Origin of the sequence: Streptomyces sp. NPDC005899, from assembly GCF_040629645.1 — a bacterium.
GTDB lineage: Bacteria > Actinomycetota > Actinomycetes > Streptomycetales > Streptomycetaceae > Streptomyces.
Genome location: NZ_JBEXWB010000138.1, coordinates 1 through 15357, shown reverse-complemented (window position 1 = coordinate 15357; position 15357 = coordinate 1). Strand labels below are relative to the sequence as shown.

Genomic DNA, 15357 nt, shown 5'->3' with positions numbered 1-15357 from the left:
GGCCGGCGAAGGTGTGGGTGATGCCCGTCTGCCAGCCCGGCAGGGGCAGCACCCGCACGCCCTCGAAACCGGCCCGGCGCAACCGGCCCGCGAACGCCGGAGCCGTGTCGAACTCCAGGACGCTGCGCCACAGATGGCGGTACAGCGGGGCGTCCCCGGCGAGCCGCCCGGCCGGCATCACGACGGCCCGGCAGACCGCCGTCCACAGGGCCCGGTGCACCGGCCCGCCGGCCAGGGCGTACTCGTGCACGCCGATGCGGCCACCCGGGGCCAGGAGCCCGCGGGCGTCGGCGAGGACGCCGTCGGGATCGGCGACGTTCCTGAAGAGGTAGGCGGCGAACACCGCGTCGAAGGGGCCCCGCACGCCGGCGGCGGCGATCCGCTCCACCGGTGCGTGCACGAAGGAGACGCTCCCCGGCCACTTCTTGGCCGCCGCCCGCTCCAGCATCCCCGCCGAGGCGTCGACCGCCACGATGTCCGCGTGCGGGGCCGCCCGGAGCAGTGCGGCGGTCGACGCGCCGGTTCCGCAGCCGAGGTCCAGCAGCCGTCTGCCGCGCCCGCCGTCCGCGAGGCCCAGCCGGCGTGCCGAACGGCGTACGTGGGAGTGGTAGCCCGGATTGGCCGCCACGAGCCGGTCGTAGGAGACCGAGGCGCGGTCGAAGGCGGCGGACAGCTCGTCGTCGCGGAGCAGGGTCATCGGTCGGTCTCTTCCTCTTCGGACGTGCGCGGAAGGTGCGGGTAGGGCGTCGCGGGGCCGGGACCGTGCGACAGCAGGGGAAGTTCGGCCACCGTGCGGAGCATCGGCAGGACGGGCGTGCGCACCCCCACGAGGAGGTCCTCGCGCACCCGGCTGCTGCCGTCCAGGAAGCGCAGCAGCCGTTCCGCCGGAACCCTGCGGAAGAGGCCGGGGAAGAAGTCGGCGCCCTTCACCCGCCCGGTGTCCAGGGCCCGCAGCAGCACGGCGTCCATGGCCCGCGGCCACGCCCCGTACGGCGGTGGCACCCGCAGGGGGCGCCCCTCGCGCAGCTGCGCCGCGACGGAACGGCTCTGCCGCTGCACGGCGGCGAACGTGTAACCCGTGGACGGCCGTGTCGCGCCGCCCGCCGTCCCGACGCGGAACACCGAACGGCCCGCCCGGTGCGGGAAGTGGCCGTCCGTCATCGGGATGACACCGTGCTCGACGGCGGACACCGTGAAGGCGCCGAGCCGGAGTACGTCGGCCGTGTAGTGGCGCAGCGCCCGCTCGTACTCCTCGGGGCTCAGCACGGCGCGGGAGAACTCCGTGTACTCCACGAGGGCCTCGTCCGTCCCGAGCGGGAGCACGTAACCGAAGGAGAGCCCGTGGGCCGGCTGCGGTGTCCGGAAGTCCATCAGGTCCGCCACGCCGGGGTCGAACACCGGTCGGGCGGTGCGTACGAACCAGCCCGTGAAGTGCTGGAGGAGCGTGGTGCGCGCGGGCGGCAGCCACCGCGGGGGCCGGGAGTCGAAGACCCACCTCGCCCGCAGGACGATCGCCTTCCCGCGGGCGTCGTGGGCGAGCACCTCGGCACCGTCCCGCGTGTCCCGCACGGTGTCCACCGTGGCCTCGATCCTGCGGAGGTTCGGCGCGGTGTCGAGCCGTGCGTGGACCAGCGACTCGAAGGCGTCCGACCGCAGCATCTTGTAGCGGAGCCGCCCCGGCTCGGCGACCGTGGCCCCTCCCGTGGCGTCCCGGACCCGCAGCCGCCGCCAGGACGCCGACAGGACGGAGTCGTACTCTCCGCCGGGGGGCTCCCAGAAGCACCAGGTGCGCGGCGGCGGCCGGAGCCGGCCCGGGGGAGGGTCGACGAGGAGGACGGAGGGGGCGGTGGTGTGCGGCTCCGCGCACAGGCGGTGGGCCAGGCTCAGCCCGGCCGCGCCCGCCCCCACGACCACGACGTCCGCGTGCGGCACGGTGCCCCCTTCCGTCGTGCGGCCGGGCGGCTCGGGAGGGAGCCTGCCGGTCCGGTCGGCCTGCGGAACCGATCCTTCCCGAACCGTGGGCGTTCAAGGCTCCTACGACGCGCGGGCGGAACGAGTCTCCGGCGGCGGTCCGGCACGGAGTCCGCCCGCAAGCGTGCCCGGGGGTGGTCCGGACGCGTTCTACTATGGCTCCCGTGGACAGTGCTGACGCTCGCGGAGGAACCGGCGCCGACGGATCCGCCGGGGCCCGGCTCCAGGCGCTCGCCGTCCAGTTGCGCCTGGCGAACGGCGAGATCAACCGCCTGGTCCACGCCTTCGCCCACGCACAGGGGCTGCACCCGACCGACGTGCAGGCCCTCTCGGCCATCCTCGACGCCGACGCCCCGTTGACCCCGGGCCGGCTGCGCGACCACCTCGGCCTGACGTCCGGTGCCGTCACGGCGTGCCTCGACCGCCTGGAGCGCTCGGGCCACATCCGCCGCGCCCGGGAGAGCACCGATCGCCGTGTGGTGCACCTGTACTACGAACCCACGGCCAAGGCGGTGGCGCGCTCGTTCTTCATGCCGCTGGCCGACGCGGCCGCACGGGCCCGGGACGCCGCCGGTCCCGGAGAGGTCGAGGCGGCGATCCGCTTCCTCGGCCGCCTCAACGGCGAACTCGCCCGCATACCGGCTCCTCCGCGCTGACCGGCGGGCCCGCCGCCCCCGGCCCCGCCCGCCGGGCACTCCTTCACCTCGGCCACCCCGGCCACGCTCACCTCGATCTCGTCCACCCCGCCCCGGCCCGTCCAGGACCTTCGCTGGACAGCAACCGGCAGGCGCGCGCTAGTATCTCAATCATTGAGATTCTTTGTCGTCAAGGGATCTCTTTCACCATGCCCGCACGTCACGTCCGAAGGCCCTCGGCCGACCTGGGAGCACAATGTCCGCCGTACCGCGGCCGGTCCGCCGGCTGATCCCCGTCCTGCTCGTCGTCGTCTGGCTCGCCCTCGGCGGCGCCTTCGGCTCGTACGCCGGCAAGCTCGGAGAGGTGGCCACGAACGACCAGGCCGCGTTCCTCCCGCAGGGCGCCGAGTCCACCCGCGTCATCGAGCAGCAGAAGGCGTTCAGCCGGCAGGAGACCGTGCCGGCGGTCGTCGTCTGGACCTCCGAGGACGGCGGGACGCTCGGCGCCGAGCAGCGCCGTGCCGCCACCGCGGCGCTCGCCTCCCTGAAGGGGACGCCCGGGGTGACCGGTCAGGTGAGTCCCGCGCTGCCGTCGAAGGACGGTCGGGCGCTCGAAGGCGTCGTGCAGTTGCGGCCGGACCTCGGGGACGAGCTGCCCGACGCGCTGGCCACCGTGCGGAAAGCGGCCGGCGCGGTGCCCGGGACGACCGCCCAGGTCGCCGGACCCGCCGCCAGCCAGGCGGATCTCTCCGACGCCTTCGGCGGCATCGACGGCCTGCTGGTCGGCGTGGCGCTCGTGACCGTGCTGGTGATCCTGCTCCTGGTCTACCGCAGTGTGCTGCTCCCCCTGATCATCATCGTCGGCGCCGTCTTCGCGCTCGGCGTGGCCTGCGCCATCGTGTACGTACTCGCCGACCACGACGTCGTGCGCGTCGACGGGCAGGTCCAGGGCATCCTGTCCATCCTCGTCATCGGCGCCGCCACCGACTACGCCCTGCTGCTCACGGCGCGGTTCCGCGAGGAGCTGATCCGGCGGCAGGACCGGTGGGCCGCCATGGGTGCCGCGCTCCGCGAGTCGGCCGGGCCGATCGTCGCGAGTGCCGCCACCGTCGCCCTCGGCCTGCTCGCGCTCCTGCTCAGCGACCTCACGAACAACCGCGCCCTCGGGCCCGTGGGTGCCATCGGCATCGTCTGCTCCGTCCTCAGCGCCCTGACCTTCCTGCCCGCCGTCCTGGTGCTGCTCGGCCGGGCCGCGTACTGGCCGGCCAGGCCGAAGGCGGACGGGGCCGGCTCCGGCTCCGCCGGCGTCTGGTCACGGATCGCCTCCCTGGTCGACCGTGCGCCGCGCAAGGTGTGGGCCGTCACCCTGGCCCTGCTCGTGGCCTGCGCCGCCTTCGCGCCGACGCTGGAATCCAAGGGCGTGCCCCTGGCGGAGATCTTCGTCAACGACGCGCCGTCCGTCGCCGCCCAGAAGACCCTGAGTGAGCACTTCCCCGGCGGCTCGGGCACCCCCGCGGTCGTGATCGCCGACGCGACCGAGGCCGGCCGGGTGACCGAGGCCGTGCGGAGTACGCCCGGTGTCGCGGCGGCCCTCCCGGTGACCGCCTCCGGCCGCCCCGGTCAGGGTGAGCCGCTCGTCGTCGACGGCCGGATCCGCATCGACGCCACGCTCACGGACGCCTCCGACAGCGACGCCGCGAAGCGGACCGTCACCCGGCTGCGGGAAGCGGTCCACGCGGTGCCCGGCGCGGACGCCCTCGTCGGCGGCTACACCGCTCAGCAGTACGACACGCAGAAGACCGCCGAACACGACCGGAGCGTGATCGTGCCGGTGGTGCTCCTGATCATCCTGGTGATCCTCGTCGGGCTGCTCCGCTCCCTGCTGATGCCCGTGCTCCTCGTCGCCACGGTGGCGCTCAACTTCCTCGCCACACTCGGCGTCTCGTCCCTCGTCTTCCGGCACGTCTTCGGCTTCAGCGGCACCGACTCCTCCGTACCGCTCTACGGGTTCGTCTTCCTGGTGGCACTCGGCGTCGACTACAACATCTTCCTGATGTCCCGGGTCCGTGAGGAGTCCCTCATCCACGGACCGAGGCAGGGCGTGCTCCGCGGGCTGACGACCACCGGCGGGGTCATCACCTCGGCCGGTGTCGTCCTCGCGGCCACCTTCGCCGCCCTCGGCGTCATCCCTCTGGCGTTCCTGGTGCAGATCGCCTTCATCGTGGCCTTCGGCGTCCTCCTCGACACCCTCGTCGTCCGCTCGCTGCTGGTGCCGGCCCTCGTCAGGGACATCGGCCGGACCGCCTGGTGGCCCGGAGCCCTGAGCCGTACCCCCGAGGCCCGCGAGGATGCGGACGGCGCGCGGTAGGGGATGGTGGTCCGCCCGGCGGCGCCCGGGCCGCCGGGCGGACCACCGGTACCCCGGCGGCTCCGTGGCGACCGCCCCGCCCTTGTGCACCCCATCGGCCGAGCACGCCCCCGCCGCGTCGCGCGTGGTTCCCGCCCGCCCGGCGAGCGGACGCGGCCGTCCTTTGTTTTCATCGCACTGGAGGCGGGGCGTGCCCGTGTACGTCGAGGAGGTGCGTGGCCCACATGTGTGCCGACGACCGGCGTGCCGGCCCGGCCGCGGCAGCGGCCTTCCGGCGTCTTGCCGAACTGCCCGCCGGTCCGGAACGCGACCGGTTGCGCGACGACGTGATCCTGGCCTGGCTCCCCATGGCACACCGTCTGGCCGGCCGGTTCCGGGACCGCGGGGAGTCCCTGGACGACCTGCGGCAGGTCGCCGCGGTGGGTCTCGTCAACGCGGTCGACCGCTACGACGCGGCTCTGGGCAACGCCTTCGCCAGCTACGCGGTCCCCACGATCGTCGGCGAGATCAAACGGCACTTCAGGGACCGGACGTGGTCGGTCCACGTGCCGCGCCGTGTCCAGGACCTGCGCAACGCCGTACGCGCCGCCCACGCCGAACTGGCCGCGGGCGGCGACGGAAGCAGGGTCACCGACCGGCAGATCGCGGCGCACACCGGCCTCAGCGAGGACGAGGTGCGCCAGGGCAGCGAGGCGCTCCACAGCTACAGCGCCCTGTCCACCGACGTCGAGATCGGCGGAGCCGACGGCGGCCCGTCGCTCGGTGAGCGCCTGGGCGGGATCGACGCCGCGTTCGACCTGGTGGTGGACCGGGAGTCGGTGCGACCGGGACTGCGGCGACTGCCGGAGCGGGAGCGCCGCGTGCTCTACCTGCGCTTCTTCGTGGGCATAACGCAGAGCGCCATCGCCGCCGAACTGGGCATCTCCCAGATGCACGTCTCGCGCCTGATCAGCGCGTCCTGCCGCAGCGTGCGGGAGGGAGTGCTCAGGGAACGCGGTACGGCGGGGCGCACCGCCGGCGTCACCCAGGCGTCCCGGCCACGGCGGACCCCCGCCCGCTGACGCCGTACCCCGCCGCGTCGTCGTCCCCGACGGCCCCGGAGCCCGCCGTGGCGCTCGCCCCGGTGCGTGGCGGCGCTCCCGCCGACGGCCCGGAGCGCCCGACGGCCGAGGGGCGGGCCGCCGTCGCCCCCGGTCCTGGGCCGATGACTCCATTCGGGTGGGAGCGCGATCCTGCCGAGGCGCCCACCTGCGCAAAGGCCGCACATACGGATAAGGAAGCAGAATTCGATGTGTGAACGCAACTGTCCTGGTTACCCGGCTGGCCGTGCCGTCAGGACCACGGCGGCCGCACGCCGGAAGGCACCCGCCAGCGGGCGCCGTCCGGCGCGGAACGGAACCGGAAAGGCCCGGTCACCTCCCGACCGGGAACTCCTGCCGCCCCCTCGGGGACAGGCGGGAAGCCCTCTCGCAGCGGACGAAAGGCCGTCCTATGACCTTCCTGACGACACCGCCCCCCTGGCGCCGCGCCGCCGTGACCGGGGGCGCCGGTTTCCTCGGCTCCCACCTCTGCGACCGGCTGCTGGATTCGGGAGTCGAAGTCGACTGCGTGGACAACCTGCTCTCCGGATCCACCCGCAACATCGCCCACCTGACCGGCCGGCCCGGATTCCGTTTCGTGCAGTGCGACGTGTCCTCGGACGCCCTGGCCGCCGAACTGCCCGGCCCCTACGACCTGGTCCTGCACTTCGCCTGCCCCGCCTCGCCCGTGCACTACCTGCGCCACCCGCTGGAGACCCTGGACGCCGGAAGCCTCGGCACCCGCAACGCGCTCGCGATCGCCCACCGCGACGGCGCGCGCTTCCTCCTCGCCTCCACCTCCGAGGTCTACGGCGACCCGCTCGTCCACCCGCAGCGCGAGGACTACTGGGGCAACGTCAACCCGGTCGGCCCGCGCAGCGTGTACGACGAGTCGAAGCGGTTCGCCGAGGCCCTGGTCACGGCGCACGTCGGCGCGAAGGGGCTGGACGCGGGCATCGTACGGATGTTCAACACCTACGGGCCCAGGATGCGGGCCGACGACGGGCGGGCGGTCCCGACCTTCATCTCCCAGGCACTGGCCGGGAAGCCGGTGACCGTGGCGGGCGACGGGAGCCAGACGCGCTCCCTGTGCTACGTGGACGACACGATCGACGGTGTCCTCCTGATCGCCGCCAGCCACGCGGTACGCCCGGTCAACATCGGCGGCGGCGAGGAGGTCGCGGTCGCCGACATCGCCCGCCGTGTGATCGCCATGACCGGTTCCGCCTCCACGCTCACGTTCGTCGACCGTCCCGTCGACGACCCCGAACGGCGCAGGCCCGACACCACCCTGGCCCGCGAACTGCTCGGCTGGGAGCCCCGGGTGAGCAGCGAGGAAGGCATCAAACGCACCATCGGCTACTTCTCGTCCCTGCCCGAAACCGCCGCGACGGCCCAGCGGCTCTGACGGAGGCCCCCATGCGCGTCCTCGGTATCAACGCACTCTTCCACGACCCCGCAGCCGCCCTCGTCGTGGACGGCAGGATCGTCGCGGCGGCGGAGGAGGAGCGCTTCAGCCGGCGCAAGCACGGCAAGCGCCCGCTCCCCTTCTCCGCCTGGGAACTGCCCGAGCTCAGCGCCCGCTGGTGCCTGGAACAGGCCGGGCTGGCCCCCGCCGACCTCGACGCGGTCGCCTACTCCTACGACGCGCACCTCTCGCGCCCGGCCGAGCGGATGGGGCTGCACGACCCGTGGGACCACCTCCGCCAGGAGTACGCCCGGCGCGCCCCGGAGTTCCTCGCCGAGGCGCTGCCCGGGCTCGACCCCGCCAAGGTCCGCTTCGTGGCCCACCACGTGGCGCACGCCGCCTCGGCCGGGCAGGCGTCACCGCACCCCGACTGCGCGGTCCTCGTGCTCGACGGCCGCGGCGAGTGCGGGTCCCACCTCGCGGGCCGCTACGTGAACCGGGAACTGACCGTCCTGGCCTCCCAGGAACTGCCGGACTCCGTCGGGCTGTTCTACGAGGACCTCACCCAGCACCTGGGGTTCCTGCGCAGCAGCGACGAGTTCAAGGTGATGGCCCTCGCCTCCTACGGGAAGCCCCGCTTCAAGGACCGGCTGCGGGAGTACGTCCACGCCGACGGAGACGGCGGATTCCGGGCCCGGCCCGTCCCCTGGGCCTCGCTCGTGCCCGGGAGGGAGCCCGGAGCCCCCTGGACCCAGGACCACGCCGACGTGGCGGCGAGCGCCCAGGAGTGCCTGGAGGACGTCATGCTCGACCTGGCCCGGTGGCTGCACGGCCGCACGGGCGAGGACGTGCTCACCCTCGCCGGCGGGGTGGCCCTCAACTGCGTGGCCAACACCCGCCTGTACCGCGAGAGCCCCTTCCGGGAGATCTGGGTCCAGCCCGCCGCTGGCGACGCCGGGACGGCGCTGGGCGCCGCCCTGCACGTGGCCAACGAGAAGGAGCCCGTCGCGGCCATGCCGACCGCCGCCCTCGGGCGGGGCTGGAGCGACGGGGAACTGCGCGGCTGGCTGGAACGGGCGGCCGTGCCGTACGAGGAGCCCGACGACATCGCCGAGACCGTCGCCGAGGAACTGAGCCGCGACGGCGTCGTCGCCTGGTTCCAGGGGCGCTCCGAGTTCGGCCCGCGCGCCCTCGGCCACCGCTCGCTGCTCGCGCATCCCGGCCGGGCCGAGAACCTGGAGCGGCTGAACGCGGTCAAGGGCCGTGAGGAGTTCCGCCCGGTCGCGCCCATGGTGCTCGCCGAGCGGGCGGCCGAACTCTTCGACGGCCCGGTCCCCAGCCCGTACATGCTGTTCGTCCACGAGGTCGCCGAGGAGTGGCGCACCCGCATCCCGGCGGTCGTCCACGTCGACGGCACCGCCCGCATCCAGACGGTGGACGCCGCCGCCGAACCGCTCGTGGCCCGGATGCTCGGCGCCTTCGAACGGCGTACCGGGCTGCCCGTCGTCGTCAACACCAGCCTCAACACGGCGGGCAGGCCGATGGTCGACGACCCCCGGGACGCGCTGGAGTGCTTCGGCTCGGCGCCCGTCGACCTCCTGGCCCTCGGACCGTTCGCGGTACGGCGGGCGAAGGCGTACGCATGAACGCCCCCGAGTACGCGGTGGTCGTCCCCACGATCGGGCGCCCCTGCCTCGCCGACTGCCTGCGGGCTCTGGCGTCCGCCACCGGGCCGCGCCCGGCCGAGGTCGTCGTCGTCGACGACCGCCCCGAGCCGCGGGACATCCTTCCCGTCGAGGCGGCCGGAGAGCTCTGCGACCGCGTCCGCACCCTGGCGACCGGCGGCCGCGGACCGGCGGCGGCACGCAACGCCGGCCTGCGGGCCGTCACCGCGCCCTGGGTGGTCTTCCTCGACGACGACGTGCGGGTCCTCCCCGACTGGGCCGAGCGGCTCGCCGAGGACCTCGCGGCTGCGGACGCCCGTACCGGCGGCGTGCAGGGGCGGCTCACGGTCCCCCTCCCCGAGGACCGCAGGCCCACGGACTGGGAGCGGGGCACCGCGGGTCTGGAGCAGGCCGCCTGGGCCACGGCCGACATGGCCTACCGGGCGATCGCCCTCAAGGAGGCGGGCGGCTTCGACGAGCGCTTCCGCCGCGCCTTCCGGGAGGACGCCGATCTGGCGCTGCGCGTGATGGACGCCGGCTGGACACTGCGCCCGGGGCAGCGCGTCACCCGCCACCCCGTCCGCCCGGCGGACCGCTGGGCGTCGCTCGCGGCCCAGCGCGGCAACGCCGACGACGTCCTGATGAACCGCCTGCACGGTGCCGACTGGTGGATACGGGCCCACGCTCCCCGGGGCCGGCTCCCCGCGCACCTGGCCGTCACCGGACTGGGGCTCGCCGCCTCCGTGTGCGCCGCGGCCGGCCACCGCCGCGCGGCCGCCGTCGCCGGCGCGCTGTGGGCGCTCGGCACCGCCGAGTTCGCCGTGGCCCGCATCGCCCCCGGACCCCGTACCCGGGACGAGATCCTCACCATGGCGGCCACCAGCGCGGCCATCCCGCCGCTCGCGGTCCGCCACTGGCTCACGGGCCTGGTCAGGCACCGGAACGCCCAGCCGCTGGGAGGTGCCCGGTGAGACCCGACGCGCCACCGTACGGGCGGGTGTCCGCTGTCCTCTTCGACCGCGACGGCACCCTCGTCGAGGACGTCCCCTACAACGGCGACCCCGGGCTGGTCAGGCTCCTGCCCGGGGCGCGCGAGGCGGTGGACCTGCTGCGTGCCGAAGGCATCCCCACCGGTGTGGTCAGCAACCAGTCGGGCATCGGCCGGGGGCTGCTCAGCGAGGACGACGTACTGCGCGTCAACGCGCGGGCGGACGCCCTGCTGGGCACCCTCGGCACCTGGGTGTTCTGCCCGCACACCCCCGACGACGGCTGCGCCTGCCGCAAACCGCGGCCCGGACTCGTCCTGGAGGCCGCCCGCCGGCTGGGCGTGCGCCCGCAGGAGTGCGTGGTCATCGGGGACATCCGGGCCGACGTCCTCGCGGCACGGGCCGCCGGGGCCCGCGGCGTCCTCGTACCCAACGCAGTGACCCTGCCGGCCGAGGTGGCGGCCGAACGCCGGACCGCACCGGACGTCCTGTCCGCCGTACGGATGGTCCTGGACCGTCAGGAGGCCCGCGCATGAGGGCCCTGGTCACCCGGCTGGACAGCTTCGGCGACGTGCTCCTCGCCGGGCCCGCCGTCCGCGCCGTCGCCGCGAGGGCCTCCCACGTCACCCTGCTGTGCGGTCCGCGGGGCGAGCCCGCCGCCCGGCTGCTGCCCGGTGTCGACGACGTCGTCGTCTGGGAGGCGCCCTGGGAGGGCGTACGGCCGCCGACGGTCGAGGAGGCCGGGATCGAGACGCTGATCCGGCGGCTGCGGGAGGGCGCGTACGACACCGCGCTCGTCCTGACGTCCTTCCACCAGAGCCCCCTGCCCACCGCGCTGCTGCTCAGGATGGCCGGCGTGGGCCGGATCGGGGCGGACAGCGTCGACCACCCGGGCACCCTTCTCGACGTCCGGCACCGGCGGCTCCCCGGCCGCCACGAGGCGGAGGCGGCACTGGACACCGCCGTCGCCATGGGCTTCGCACCCGCGCGCGGTGACTACGGCCGGCTCCGGGTGCTGCCCGCCCCCGACACCACCGCCCTCACCGGCAACGGCCCCTACGTCGTCGTCCACCCCGGGGCCAGCGCCCCGGCCCGCGCCTGGAGCCCCGGGCGCTGCGCGGAGACCGTCGAACGGCTCGCCGACGCCGGACACCGCGTGGTGGTCACCGGCGGACCGGACGAGACCCCGCTGACCCGGCGGGTGAGCGGCCAGGCCGGACTGGACCTCGGCGGCCGGACGGAACCCCGCACCCTGGCCGGCGTGCTGCGCGGCGCCGACGTGCTCGTCAGCGGCAACACCGGCCCCGCCCACCTCGCCGCCGCGGTCGGCACACCCGTCGTCTCCCTGTTCGCCCCGGTCGTGCCCGCGGAACGCTGGGGCCCGTACGGGGTGCCCTGCGTCCTGCTGGGCGACCAGTCCGCGAAGTGTGCCGACAGCCGCGCCCGGCACTGCCCCGTCCCCGGCCACCCGTGCCTGGACGAGGTCACGCCGCAGCAGGTGGTGCGGGCCGTCCGCGAACTCATCGAGGTGACCGCATGAACATCCTCATCTGGCACGTCCACGGTTCCTGGACCACCTCGTTCGTCCAGGGACCGCACACCTGCCTGGTGCCCGTCACACCGGACCGCGGACCGGACGGCCTCGGCCGGGCCCGCACCTGGCGGTGGCCGGAACGGGTGCGCGAGGTGAGTCCCGGCGAGCTGCGGGAGCGCGACATCGACCTGATGGTCCTGCAGCGGCCCCACGAGATCGAGCTCGCCCGCACCTGGACGGGCCGGCGGCCGGGCACCGACGTCCCCGCCGTGTACGTCGAGCACAACAGCCCGGACGGCACGGCGGTCGGCACCAGGCACCCGCTCGCCGGGCGCGCCGACATCCCCGTGGTGCACGTCACGCACTTCAACCGGTTGATGTGGGACACCGGACGGGCCCCCGCCACGGTCATCGAGCACGGCATCATCGACCCGGGGCGGCTCTGGACCGGCGAGGAACCGCGGGCCGCGGTCGTGGTGAACGAGCCGGTGCGGCGGGGACGCACCACCGGGACCGACCTGCTGCCGGCCTTCTCCCGCGCCGCGCCGCTGGACGTCTTCGGCATGCGGACCGAAGGGCTCGCCGCGCACCTGGGCCTGCCGGCCGACCGCTGCCGCACCTGGGACCTGCCGCAGGGCGAACTCCATCCGGCCATGGCCCGCCGCCGGCTCTACCTCCATCCCGTGCGCTGGACGTCGCTGGGCCTGTCGCTCCTGGAAGCGATGTTCCTCGGTATGCCCGTCGTGGCGCTGGACACCACGGAGGTCCGCGAAGCGGTCCCGGACGGCGCCGGGGTCGTCTCCAACCGCCCCGACGTCCTGGAGGAGGCCGTCCGCGCCTTCCTCGCCGACCACGGGCACGCCAGGCGCGTGGGGGAGGGGGCCAGGGCCGCCGCACTCGCCCGGTACGGGGTGCAGCGCTTCCTGGACGACTGGGAACACCTGATGAAAGAGGTCACGCGATGAGGAACGCCGCTCCGGTCCCCGCCCGCGTCGCCCTGGTCTCCGAGCACGCCAGCCCGCTGGCCGAGCTCGGCGGGCCGGACGCCGGCGGGCAGAACGTCTACGTGGCCCAGCTCGCCGAACACCTCGCCCGGCGGGGTCACACCGTCACCGTCTACACGCGCCGTGACGACCCCGCGCTGCCGGCGCAGGTCGCCGCACCGGGCGGCTTCCGGGTCGTCCACGTGCCCGCCGGGCCACCCGAACGGGTGCCCAAGGACGAGTTGCTCGCCCACATGCCGGAGTTCGGTGACTTCCTCGCTCGCCTCTGGCGGTCCGGACCGCCGGACGTCGTGCACGCCCACTTCTGGATGTCCGGCACGGCGGCCCTGTCGGGCGTCCGCGGCCTCGGTGTCCCGGTCGTGCAGACCTACCACGCCCTCGGCACCGTCAAGAGGCGGCACCAGGGAGCCGACGACACCAGCCCGCCCCAGCGCCTGGCCGTGGAGGCGGCGATCGGACGGGAGTGCAGGCGGGTGCTGGCGACCTGCGCCGACGAGGTCGCCGAGCTGACCGCCATGGGTGTGCCGCGCGAGCGGATCTCGGTCGTGCCGTGCGGTGTCGACCCCGTCCACTTCTCGCCCGTCGAGGACGCCCGCCGGCCCGGGTCCGGGCCCCGCCGTCTGCTGGCCGTCGGCCGGCTCGTACGGCGCAAGGGGTTCGACCGGGCCGTCCGCGCGCTCGCCGAGGTGCCCGACGCCGAACTGCTCGTCGCGGGCGGCCCCGATGCGGCGCTGATGTTCGCCGAACCGGAGGCCGAACGCCTGCGGAAGGTGGCCGAGGAGTACGGGGTCCAGGACCGCGTCACCCTGCTGGGAGCGGTGGCCCACACCCGTATGCCCCGGCTGATGTCCAGCGCCGACCTGGTGCTCTCGCTCCCCGACTACGAGCCCTTCGGCATCGTGCCCATCGAAGCCATGGCCTGCCGCACCCCGGTCCTCGCCACCGCGGTCGGCGGGCACCTCGACACGGTGGCCGACGGCGTGACGGGCGCACTGGTCCCGCCCGACGACGACAGCCACGCGCTCGCGGGCGTCATCAGGGACCTGATCGACGATCCGGATCGGCTGGAACGCCTCGGTGCCGCGGGCCGCGAACGCGTCCTCGCCCACTTCACCTGGGACCGGGTCACCGACGGTGTCGCCCGCGTCTACAGCGCCGTACGAGCCGCCCCCTCACTCTCGGGAGCAGTCCGATGAACCTCACCCCCGACGGCCACCACTGCGACGACCTCATGCACGCCCTCACGGCGTTCCGCCGGTCGTGCCCCCTCGTCCACCGCTGGGGCACGGAACTCGCCCGGCGCCTCGGCGGCGGAGCCAGGCTCCTCGTCGCCGGCAACGGCGGCAGCGCCGCCCAGGCCCAGCACCTGACGGCCGAGCTCGTCGGCCGCTACCGCGACGACCGGCCCCCCTTCTCGGCGATCGCCCTGCACGCCGACACCTCCTCCACGACGGCCATCGCCAACGACTACGGCGTCCAGGAGGTGTTCGCCCGCCAGACCTGTGCCCACGGCCGCCCCGGCGACGTCCTCATGCTGCTGTCGACCAGTGGCGCGAGCGCCAACCTGCTGGCGGCGGCGGCCGAGGCCCACCGCATCGGCATGACGGTCTGGGCCCTCACCGGACCCGCCCCCAACCCGCTCGAAGCGGCCGGCGACGAGGCGCTGTGCGTCGACGCGCCCGTCTCCGCCACGGTCCAGGAACTCCACCTGGTGGCCGTGCACATGATCTGCGAGGCGTTCGACCAGGCCGTCGACGGCCACGTCACCGAGGCCGGCCGCCGGACGGACCCGGCCCCCGCCCCGGTCGGGGAGGGCATCGCATGACCGGCCCCACGCCCCTGCTCGTCGTCGGGGACGCCCTGCTCGACCACGACCTGTCCGGCCACGCGGACCGGCTGGCGCCCGACGCCCCTGTGCCGGTGGTGCACGGCGCGCGCCGTACCACCCGGCCCGGCGGCGCGGCGCTCGCCGCCTGCCTCGGAGCGGCGGACGGCCGGGAGGTCACCCTCGTCACCGCGCTGGGTGACGACGACGCCAGCCGGATCCTGCGGCGGCTGCTGAAGGGGCGTGTCCGGCTGGTCGAGCTGCCGCTCACCGGCGAACTGCCCTGCAAGACCCGGGTGATGGCCCGGGGCGTGTCCCTGCTCAGGCTGGACGACGGCGACGGCCGGGCCGCCGGGGCGACCGAGGAGGCGTACGCCGCCGTCGAGGCGGCCGCGGCCGTCCGCGGCGCCGACTACGGCCGCGGTACCGCCGACGTACTGCGCGAGGCGCTCACCCGGGCCGCCGCCAGGGTGCCCGTCGTCTGGGACCCCCACCCGAAGGGCGGGCCGCCCGTGAAGGGGGTCCGGCTCGCCACGCCCTCGGCCGCGGAGGCCCGCGGATTCGCCGCCCGCGACACCGCCCGGACGCCCGCCCGCACCGGCCGTGACGAGACGTCCGAAGCGGCACCGCAGGGCCCGCAGGCCGAGTTGCGCCGCTCCGCGGCGGACGCCCGCCGGCTCATCCGCGCCTGGGGCGTCACCTCCGTCGCCGTCACCCTGGGGGGCCGCGGCGCCCTGCTGTCGCACGGCGAGGAGCCGCTGCTGGTCCCGGCCCCCTGGACCGCGGACGGCGACGCGTGCGGCGCCGGGGACCGCTTCGCGGTGAGCGCGGCCGGGCTGCTGGCCGACGACGCGCTGCCGGAGGCGGCCGTCCAGGGCGCGGT

At 75.0% G+C, this 15357-nt stretch carries 14 protein-coding genes; 12 read left to right on the top strand and 2 right to left on the bottom strand.

Features of this window, described 5'->3' with window-relative positions; translation table 11 throughout:
* Both ABZ371_RS17285 and ABZ371_RS17280 read right to left on the bottom strand, forming a co-directional pair.
* Positions 1-697, bottom strand: a 697-nt coding sequence (locus ABZ371_RS17285) for a class I SAM-dependent methyltransferase (protein ID WP_358679847.1), incomplete at its 3' end; no start/stop codon positions are given.
* The gene (locus ABZ371_RS17280) at positions 694-1932 is read right to left on the bottom strand and encodes a lycopene cyclase family protein (protein WP_358679844.1); all 1239 of its coding nucleotides are present in this window, start codon (positions 1930-1932) and stop codon (positions 694-696) included. The genes ABZ371_RS17280 and ABZ371_RS17285, both read right to left, overlap by 4 nt.
* Positions 1933-2126: 194 nt before the next feature.
* Between ABZ371_RS17280 and ABZ371_RS17275 the strand changes: the two genes are divergently transcribed.
* The 12 genes from ABZ371_RS17275 to ABZ371_RS17220 form a co-directional block, all read left to right on the top strand.
* A complete protein-coding gene (locus tag ABZ371_RS17275; RefSeq protein ID WP_358679841.1) occupies positions 2127-2627 on the top strand; it encodes a MarR family winged helix-turn-helix transcriptional regulator in 501 nt (166 codons plus the stop codon).
* A gap of 235 nt (positions 2628-2862) precedes the next feature.
* Positions 2863-4974: an MMPL family transporter gene (locus ABZ371_RS17270; RefSeq protein WP_358679839.1), complete on the top strand. Its 2112-nt coding sequence runs from the start codon at positions 2863-2865 to the stop codon at positions 4972-4974.
* 224 nt (positions 4975-5198) lie between these two features.
* Positions 5199-6035 carry a SigB/SigF/SigG family RNA polymerase sigma factor gene (locus ABZ371_RS17265; RefSeq protein WP_358679850.1) on the top strand — a complete coding sequence of 279 codons (837 nt, stop codon included), beginning with the start codon at positions 5199-5201 and terminating at the stop codon, positions 6033-6035.
* 430 nt (positions 6036-6465) lie between these two features.
* The gene (locus ABZ371_RS17260) at positions 6466-7461 is read left to right on the top strand and encodes an NAD-dependent epimerase/dehydratase family protein (protein ID WP_358679837.1); all 996 of its coding nucleotides are present in this window, start codon (positions 6466-6468) and stop codon (positions 7459-7461) included.
* Positions 7462-7472: 11 nt separating this feature from the next.
* Complete coding sequence (locus ABZ371_RS17255) at positions 7473-9107, top strand: carbamoyltransferase C-terminal domain-containing protein (RefSeq protein ID WP_358679834.1); 1635 nt, start codon at positions 7473-7475, stop codon at positions 9105-9107.
* Positions 9104-10096 carry a glycosyltransferase gene (locus tag ABZ371_RS17250; RefSeq protein WP_358679831.1) on the top strand — a complete coding sequence of 331 codons (993 nt, stop codon included), beginning with the start codon at positions 9104-9106 and terminating at the stop codon, positions 10094-10096. The genes ABZ371_RS17255 and ABZ371_RS17250 overlap by 4 nt, the downstream gene beginning before the upstream one ends.
* On the top strand, positions 10093-10647 hold the full coding sequence (locus ABZ371_RS17245) for an HAD family hydrolase (protein ID WP_358679828.1): 555 nt from the start codon (positions 10093-10095) through the stop codon (positions 10645-10647). Before ABZ371_RS17250 ends, ABZ371_RS17245 begins: the two co-directional genes overlap by 4 nt.
* Complete coding sequence (locus ABZ371_RS17240; protein WP_358679825.1) at positions 10644-11651, top strand: glycosyltransferase family 9 protein; 1008 nt, start codon at positions 10644-10646, stop codon at positions 11649-11651. The genes ABZ371_RS17245 and ABZ371_RS17240 overlap by 4 nt, the downstream gene beginning before the upstream one ends.
* The gene (locus ABZ371_RS17235; protein WP_358679822.1) at positions 11648-12610 is read left to right on the top strand and encodes a glycosyltransferase; all 963 of its coding nucleotides are present in this window, start codon (positions 11648-11650) and stop codon (positions 12608-12610) included. The genes ABZ371_RS17240 and ABZ371_RS17235 overlap by 4 nt, the downstream gene beginning before the upstream one ends.
* The gene (locus ABZ371_RS17230) at positions 12607-13845 is read left to right on the top strand and encodes a glycosyltransferase (RefSeq protein WP_358679819.1); all 1239 of its coding nucleotides are present in this window, start codon (positions 12607-12609) and stop codon (positions 13843-13845) included. Before ABZ371_RS17235 ends, ABZ371_RS17230 begins: the two co-directional genes overlap by 4 nt.
* On the top strand, positions 13842-14474 hold the full coding sequence (locus ABZ371_RS17225) for an SIS domain-containing protein (RefSeq protein WP_358679816.1): 633 nt from the start codon (positions 13842-13844) through the stop codon (positions 14472-14474). Before ABZ371_RS17230 ends, ABZ371_RS17225 begins: the two co-directional genes overlap by 4 nt.
* Positions 14471-15357: PfkB family carbohydrate kinase (locus tag ABZ371_RS17220; RefSeq protein WP_358679813.1), on the top strand; the 887-nt coding region annotated here is incomplete at its 3' end. The genes ABZ371_RS17225 and ABZ371_RS17220, both read left to right, overlap by 4 nt.